The organism is Flavobacterium bizetiae, from assembly GCF_902804475.1.
Taxonomy (GTDB): Bacteria; Bacteroidota; Bacteroidia; order Flavobacteriales; family Flavobacteriaceae; genus Flavobacterium; species Flavobacterium bizetiae.
On record NZ_CADCSU010000231.1, the window covers coordinates 1 to 6989 of the forward strand.

Here is a 6989-nt window from a genome sequence, read left to right on the forward strand (position 1 = left end):
ATATAAGTATGAGAAGTTAGTTAGTAATTAATTTAAATTTATTAGTGTTTTTTATAATATTATGATAATATAAAGTTGAATAAATATTGCTGACAAGTAAAACAATTATAAGTTATTAGCAACAGGTATATTTACGCTATTTTTGCACCTTTTAATATGCGGAATTTCCCCTCTTATCTGCTACAAAAATTTAAGGTACTTTTTAGAATTATTTTATTAGTCTAGTTTTATGGCAAAATCGTGGCGTATTGTGTTTTTGAAAAACCAAAAGACTAGCAAAATAAGGCCTGATAGATTTAGGTTCGAAACTATTATAAAAATAATTACTGGTGCAAGAACCTCCTTAACTTAATCTCTATTTTTTATTAACACATCCACTTGAGCTTTCCCATTGTTAAGCGAGTACGCAAAGGAATAATAGTTCTTTTTTTATTTCTAGTTTTTTTCAAATTATAAATGAATATTGTTTCAAATTATGGTTTTACGTAATGTATATTTAAATTGAATATTAATATTTGCAATAGAATTATTTTGGGACTGACAAGATATTAATCTACGCAAAATCATTGCGCACTATATCACTAGCTTTGGATCCAATAACATAAAAGATTCATTTATGAAGAAGTTTTAGTAAAAATATTTAAATGAAAATGCCGATGGTAAAGCTAGGCTTATTTATGCAGAATTTGGTTTAGCAATTTACTTCACAAATTGTCTAGAAGAAACATTTTCAATTATGCTTTGGACAAACAGAATATTTAAACAAAAAACAAAAACAAGCAAAGAAGTAAATCATATTATTGATGCAGTAGAAAATACAAAGAAAACTATGGGGCATCTTCTAAATGAAATTAGAGAAAACTATAGCATTACTGAAACGCATAAATCGATAACCTGAAAGTTAAATTTTTAGGGAGAAAATTTTATCTTGTGATAAAAATGTAAGCTCCCTTGCGTCAGCAATATTTATTTTAAAATATTGAATTAATTTTTAAATTAATACAACATACAAATTACTACTAACCAATCAAACATTATTTATATGAACGTTTTAACAATAGATTTCGAAAACTGCTTTGGCATTGGAAAAATACAGCATGAGTTTGACTTTACAGCATCAAATTCCTATCTAATTTATGCACCTAACGGGACAATGAAAACCTCGTTTGCTAAGACATTTGATTTAATTGCTAAAAATGATAAAAAAAATCAACCAAGAGATTTAGTTTATGCCAAAAACGCAAAATTTGAAATCTTAAGTGATCAGGAAGCAATTAATCACAGCTCGGTTTTAGTGGTAAATGCTGAAGATAACTCTTTTGATGCCTCTCAAAAACTAACCACATTTATTGCCAGCAAGGAACTAAAAGATCGTTATGATGAAATATATTCTGAACTGAATACAGAGAAAGCTGATCTCCTAAAAAAACTCAAAACCATATCGCAAAGTTCAGATTGTGAGGGAGAATATACTGGAACATTCAACGAAGACGGTTCTGATAATTTTTTTGAGATTTTATCAGATCACTTAGAAGAACTTCAAGAAGACGCTCCAAAAATTTCATTCAAATACAATAGTGTATTTGATTCTAAAGGAACAGTAAAAAACTTTTTAATTAAAAATGAAGAACTACTAGATGGATATATAAAGAATTACAATGAAATTTTGTCCAATTCAAAATTGTTCAAATTAACAGGCAATAATAATTTTGGAACCTATCAAGCCAATGAGATGTTGAAATCCATTGAAGATAATTCTTACTTCGAAGCAGGCCACAAATTTGTTTTAGAAGATGGTACAGAAATTAATGGCTCGGGAGAATTAAAAAAATTATTTGACGAGGAACTTGAAAAAATAATAGCAGATCAAAAATTAAAATCGTCTTTTGATAAAGTTGATAAGGCTATTGGTGCAAATGTTGATTTAAGAGCATTTAAAAAAGTTCTTGAAAAAGACAATTCTCTTTTAATAAGCCTGAAAGACTACAATGGCTTTAAGCGAAAGGTATGGAACAGCTTTATGTCTGAAATCAAGCAGGAAGCAAAAAGTCTGACCGGCATATATAATAATCATAAAGAGAATTTAGAATCTATAATAAAAGAAGCAAATAAAGAGCTTTCATTATGGAATGACATAATTGAAAAATTCAATAATCGATTCTATGTACCATTTGAAATAAGAATAGGCAATCAGCATGATATCATCCTTAGACAAGAAACCGCTAACCTAGAGTTCATTTATAAAGATAAAGATGAAGCCCCTTCAAAGCAATCAAAAGAAAACTTATTGAAAATTCTTAGTAAAGGAGAACAAAGAGCTTATTTTATTTTACAATTTTTATTCGAAATTGAATCCAGAAGACTTTCAGATGATATGACACTCTTAGTTTTTGATGATGTAGCGGATTCATTTGATTATAAAAACAAATACGCAATCATTGAATATCTTAGGGATTTACACTGTTCACAAAAATTTAAATCATTAATCCTTACACATAATTTTGATTTTTACAGAACTCTCGCATCGAGGCTTAACCTTTATAAGCACACTTTCATGGCAACTCGTGACCATAGCAGATATGTCAGGTTAGAAAAAGGTTTATACATGAATGATCTTTTTAAGGAATTTATAAAATCTCATAATGAACCAAAAATTTTTATAAGTTTAATTGCTTTTGTTAGAAATATAATTGAATACACCGATTCAGCAAAAGCAGAAGATTGTATAATACTTACGAGCTGCCTGCATATAAAACAAAATTCTTTAACTATTGATTTAAATGAGATCTTCACCGTCTTTAAAAACCGCATTAATAAGTTAAAAGATAGTGAACTGCCATTTGATGGGAATGAAAAAATACTAGACCTTATTTTTTCCACTGCTGACGCAATAGCCGTCGAAGAGAATATAAATGAAATTTTACTGGAAAATAAAATAGTTTTGGCAGTCGCTTCACGACTTAAAGCAGAACAATATCTTATAAGATCTTTACCTGATTTCGACTTAACTAAGGTAGGTTCTTTTCAAACGAGAGTACTTTCAGAACAATATAAACTTAATAACCCACAAAGTAATAATTTGAACTTAATTGATAAGGTAAACCTAATGACGCCAGAAAATATTCATATTAACTCGTTCATGTATGAGCCCTTAATAGATATGTCTGTATACCATTTGATAGATTTATATCGTGATATAAAAAATATAAATTAAAAGTTATTTCCAGTTAGGAGAAATATCCTATTTTTGCAATGCTAAACAACTCGTAGTGATTTAGGTAAATGATTTTATTAATTTAAATCAATATGCTATGAAAAGGTGTTTAGTGTGCAGTACCAACCGACCAGTTTTTGTAAGAGCTTATTCTAGAATGCGTTTCGGCCGTTTAGAAAATGTTACTCAACATTGCAGATCCTATCCGGGTCAGTACAGTTTATTTTAGAAAGCAGGGTTTTACGACCCTGCTTTTTTCTAATTACTTGACATTGCAAATTTAATAAAAGCAAAAATTTATAAAACTTCTTTTCAATTTAATAAATTTAGCCTGTTACTTAGACTCGCAAAAATACTGTTTTCCACAAAGAATTTTTGAATCATTTAGCTTAACTCCTTTACATTAGATATTACATCCTAACAACGCGTGGTCTATTAACTGACCAAGCTTGTCTCATAGATAGAGCGAAAACAAAAAGCAATGAATAGTATGATTTAGATTTTGTTGTTTTTATAAAATTTAAGTATTATTAATTAACTACGCAAAATCAGTGCGTACTGTTCAAATAACTTTGGTCTATGATCAAAATAAAAAAAGTATATAAATCTATTTAATAATAAAAATTATAACATGTCAATAGCAATTCAAACTAATAAAGAGCCTGCAATAATCGTTAATTTACCAAACGAATGTCCATTTTGTCATAGCTCAATATCTCCAAATACACATTTTGGTTTTATTTCAGAGAGTCATAAAATGGATGTTTTTTTTTCTTGCCCAAAAAACACATGCTTGAAAACTTTCATTGGTGAATATGAAGAAACTTATAATATCAACTGTTTCGAATTTCAAAATAGAGTAACGAAAGGTACAATTGTAGAAAAAGATTTTAATCAATCTATAATAGAATTGTCATTAGAATTTGTGACTATTTATAATCAAGCATTTTATGCAGAACAAGAGGGGTTGTTTGAAATTTGCGGTGTTGGATATAGAAAAGCATTGGAATATCTTATAAAAGATTATGCAAAGTTCAAATATCCAAATGAAGCTGAGCAAATTGAGCAAAAACTTCTAGCAAAATGTATTAAAGATTACATTGATGACAAACGCATTGAATCAGTATCTAAAAGAGCTGTTTGGTTGGGGAATGACGAAACGCATTATCTTAGAAGATGGGAAAATAAGGACCTATCGGATCTAAAAAAACTTATTGATTTAACAGTACATTGGATTGAAATGGAATTTTTAACCGTGGATTTCGAAAATGAAATGCCTGAATAAGCATTATCTAAAATAGCTACTACAATAAATTTAATTAATGAGCTTATTTATAAAAATATTCTTTGAATAAGCTGGTAGATACTAAGAGATGAATTCACATTACTCAAATTAGCTGAATTAGTGTTGCTCTGATAGATAGTTTATCACAGAAGCGAGAATAATTAAAACTAATATTATGAAAAATAATTCTTTTAAAACTAACTATAAAAACCTTGAATTTAGGTGTAAAAAAATTTATGTTTGGTCAGCTAATATTTATTGTTGGTTTTGGATTGCCAGGGAAATATTTTGGAGACAATCAACAGATTTTGAACCCTATTTATTGTGGTTCTTTTTATCTGCGGGGATGTATTTCTTTATAAGAGATAGTAAGGATTTAGATATAATTTACAGTATTGTTAAAGAAGAAAAAGAAGTCATTAATGAAGAAAACAAGTATCTTGAGTCTTAACTAAATGGATGTGGTTAAAGTCATGTTTGCCTTACTAAGTAAAAGCTTCAGTGAAATCTGGAGCTTTTTTTCATTATATTCGTTTTGTTCACGAGCGGGTCAGTTACGCCCAGCAAAGGGAAATGATATTTTAAAATATGGTATTATTGTATTAAACAGGATTTTTATGAAGAAATATCTACTAATTACATTAGCATGTTCAACAATTTGTTGTGCTCAACAAAAATATATTACTGAGCAAAATACTACACTTGCAAAAGTTGTCACTGTTCCTATCAAAAAAGATACAATCAGAGCAACTGTAAAAACTAAACCAACTGTTGTTCCGATTGATTCCAAGAATGATACCAATATTATACTTGTTAAGCAAGAAGTTACTAGTACAGATTGGGCAAAATATGCTTTACCTATACTTACTTTATTTCTCGGTATAGGTATAAATCGATTAATTGACTGGATTACTAAAAGAAATGCAACTATCAGAAATGGTGAAAGATGGGTTGTTGAACTACGAAGTACAGAAGTCCCATTAAGTCAACAAATGACCGATTTAATTGCATTTAGAGATAACCTGAGTTTTACTGAGCTTGTTATTCCTGAAATAAAAGCAATGACTAATTTAAATGGCGATGTATTCAAATCTTTAGATAAAAATGAATTTATAAAATATATTGAAATTAAAAATGCTAAGCCATTACACAAACGAATTTTCGATAGTAAAGAAGAAAAAGAAAAAGCATATAAAAAAGTAGTGAGCATATCTAATTATACTCACGGTCACATTGCAATAATGGAGCATCAACACAATCTGATTAGCGAAAAATTCAAGTCATATGCGACTGGTACTTCGGGACACGTTCAATCCTTCAATAATCATCTACAAGAGTTTCTCAGAGAATACGGAATGTATAATTTGAATTATGAAAAAGAGGGTGTAAATATTTTCGAAGATGAAAGAACATCGCTATTAAGCGTTTTATATACTGCTCAAATTGCACCTCATATAGAAGATGGTGCATACAATCCATTTAAGTTGAGAGATGAATTTTTCATACCTAGCATTAGACACTTGGCACATTATCGATTTGAGGAAAAAACTCTTGTACTCGCCAAAAGTATAACTGCTTGTTTAAATGATATTGCAGGTATCAAAATGGAAGTTGTTTATATGACTAAGAACGTTAATATTATTCTAGAACGTTATACAGAATTAATAAACTACTTACCTGATGTTATTAATGATATTATAGGAGAAAAAGAGTAATATGTGAAAAAAATAAAGAAAAGTTCAGATTAAATGTCTTTATGTCTTATTCTAAATATGTATTTTTTTTTCAGGAAGAGACAAAAAGAGAGCTAGATACAAATCATAATCCCAGAAATCTAAATTTATATGATTATTTTGTGGTTCTATAAATTTGGAAATGATAACTTTTTGCATTAAAAGCTACGGCGATTTTACAGAAACGTCACTGTAAGTTTTATAGCACAATCGTACCAAATCGTGTTTTTGAAAAATGGACATCGAGCAAAACAAGCCTTATAGATTTTAGCTTCGAAAATTATAACATCAATTTTCTGAAGTGCACTGAATAAATATCCTTTTTTTTAAAGTCTGCTATTTAAGACTTTAACACATAAGCTCAGGATCTACAAGCCCCACATGACAAGGGAAAATGCTTTAAAAATTTTATTACTTAAAGTTTTGTGGCAGAATCGTGGTACAAGCTATTTTTACAAATCAGAAGTCCAGCAAAATCAAGGGCTAACAAATTTAGGTTCGAAACTTTTAGACCCCATAAACTTTCCTCTAATTTGAATCAAAAGAAACAAGTCGTCAAAAATTAAATATAAATTACTCACCAAATGCTAATTTAACTTCCAGAAATTAGCTCTCCATCTTAAATAAGACAAAATAAATGTGAGGTACAAATATGGTACAAATTCATAATTGATTACTGAACGTAAAAAATGACTTATTTGATTTTTATGGTAAAATCGCGGGAGAGTAATTTTAAACAATTAAGACTATATAAGCC

The 6989-nt window shown here is 28.9% G+C and carries 4 protein-coding genes; all 4 read left to right on the forward strand.

The features are described 5' to 3' along the window. Positions 1–1042 precede the first annotated feature (1042 nt). The 4 genes from FLACOL7796_RS24355 to FLACOL7796_RS24370 all read left to right on the forward strand — a co-directional run bounded on the left by FLACOL7796_RS24355 (position 1043) and on the right by FLACOL7796_RS24370 (position 6214). A complete protein-coding gene (locus FLACOL7796_RS24355; protein ID WP_173973356.1) occupies positions 1043–3214 on the forward strand; it encodes a hypothetical protein in 2172 nt (723 codons plus the stop codon). A 631-nt stretch (positions 3215–3845) separates the two neighbouring features. Continuing rightward, on the forward strand, positions 3846–4499 hold the full coding sequence (locus FLACOL7796_RS24360; protein WP_173973357.1) for a DUF4145 domain-containing protein: 654 nt from the start codon (positions 3846–3848) through the stop codon (positions 4497–4499). A 175-nt stretch (positions 4500–4674) separates the two neighbouring features. After that, positions 4675–4950, forward strand: a complete 276-nt coding sequence (locus FLACOL7796_RS24365; RefSeq protein WP_173973358.1) for a hypothetical protein — start codon at positions 4675–4677, stop codon at positions 4948–4950. 166 nt (positions 4951–5116) lie between these two features. Continuing rightward, on the forward strand, positions 5117–6214 hold the full coding sequence (locus FLACOL7796_RS24370; protein ID WP_232067450.1) for a hypothetical protein: 1098 nt from the start codon (positions 5117–5119) through the stop codon (positions 6212–6214). Positions 6215–6989: the final 775 nt, after the last annotated feature.

Bases quoted from the DNA above. Each gene is read 5' to 3' on its own strand.
- FLACOL7796_RS24360 (WP_173973357.1), top strand. From the start codon at position 3,846: ATGTCAATAGCAATTCAAACTAATAAAGAGCCTGCAATAATCGTTAAT.
- FLACOL7796_RS24365 (WP_173973358.1), top strand. From the start codon at position 4,675: ATGAAAAATAATTCTTTTAAAACTAACTATAAAAACCTTGAATTTAGG.
- FLACOL7796_RS24355 (WP_173973356.1), top strand. From the start codon at position 1,043: ATGAACGTTTTAACAATAGATTTCGAAAACTGCTTTGGCATTGGAAAA.
- FLACOL7796_RS24370 (WP_232067450.1), top strand. From the start codon at position 5,117: ATGAAGAAATATCTACTAATTACATTAGCATGTTCAACAATTTGTTGT.